We start from the raw sequence: 1434 nt of genomic DNA, 5'->3' as shown, positions 1-1434 counted from the left end.
ACAAAAAAGATCGGATGATTGGGGCTCCGGCCACTCTCCCGATCCAGAAGTGACGGGAGGGCGGTTTCCGGGCAGGCTCCATCGGTTCAACCGGTCAGGAGGTCTGCCATGGAACTGTTCGTCGGTCTTGATGTGTCTGTTTGCACCACCTGTGTCTGCGTGATGGACGCGAGTGGCAAGCTCCTTCGGGAGAGCAAGGTCGAGAGCGAGCCGGATGCGATCGGCACCCTGCTTCATGCGATCGGCGGACCCTACAAGCGGATCGGCCTGGAGGCCGGACCGCTGTCGCAGTGGCTCTACAGCGGCCTGGCGGCTGCGGGCTATCCGGTGATCTGCGTCGAGACGCGGCACATGAAGGCCGCGCTCTCGGCGCAGATCAACAAGACCGATCGCAACGATGCCCGCGGGATCGCGCAGATGATGCGCGTCGGGCTTTTCAAGCCCGTGCACGTCAAGACCGTCCGGAGCCAGGAGACCCGGATGCTGCTCACCGCGCGCAAATTCGTTCAGACCAAGATTCTCGATGCGGAGAACAACCTGCGCGGCCTGCTGCGCAACTTTGGCCTCAAGGTCGGCGCCGTAACCCGGCTGCAATTTGAGCGGCGCATCATCGCGCTACTCGACCAATCCCCGCATCTGCGGCTGATCGTTGAGCCTCTTCTCGAAATCCGGCGCGTGCTGCGCCAGCAATTTCAGCATCTGCATAAGGCTATGGAGCGGCTGGCGGAGAGCGACGATACCTGCAAACTCTTGATGACGGCGCCCGGCGTCGGCCCGATGGTCGCCCTAAGTTTCCGGGCGGGCGTCGATGAGCCAGCGCGTTTTGGCCCGATCACGATCCGTCCCGGCTCACTTCGGATTGACGCCCTCGCGCTATCAATCCGGTGAGATCGATCGGGATCGGGGCATTTCGAAGTGCGGTGATGCCGGGATACGCTGGGCACTGGTCGAAGCCGCCGGGATCCTGCTGCGAATATCGAAGCGCAGTTCGCCGTTGAAGGCGTGGGGGCTTGCCGTCGCGCGCAGGCGAGGCATGGCAAAGGCAACCGTGGCGGTGGCTCGGCGCCTGGCGATCATCCTGCATCGGATGTGGGTCGACAACACACCGTATCGCTGGGAGACCAAGACCGCCTGAGAGGGCAATTCAGAGTTCCGCGTCGCTGCGGATAGAGGTCCCGTTCAGGGACGAGTGGGCAGGCAATCTCGAGACGGGGCTGAACGTCAGTTAAGGCTGACAGTTTCGGAAAAAAGATTGAGACGCCTATCCATCCGACCCGATCATGAAGCGGCCCCGCGCCGACTTCGCAGAGAAGCCAGACACCTGACGGGAACTCACCATCGATCAGCACGCGCCGAGAGATCGACAACAACTACCGCAACCAAAACAATCAGCATGTGCCTCGCAAGCACAGGGCGGAAAGCTGTGCTTGACAG

1 pseudogene is annotated in these 1434 nt (G+C 62.1%); it reads left to right on the top strand.

From position 1 onward, the window contains the following. Window positions 1–108 precede the first annotated feature (108 nt). Window positions 109–1135 (top strand): annotated as a pseudogene (locus tag C8K44_RS27185) (IS110 family transposase). The last annotated feature ends 299 nt before the right edge of the window (window positions 1136–1434 follow it).

It is taken from the genome of Aminobacter sp. AP02, from assembly GCF_003148805.1.
GTDB lineage: Bacteria > Pseudomonadota > Alphaproteobacteria > Rhizobiales > Rhizobiaceae > Aminobacter.
This window is presented reverse-complemented; position numbering and strand designations above follow the sequence as displayed.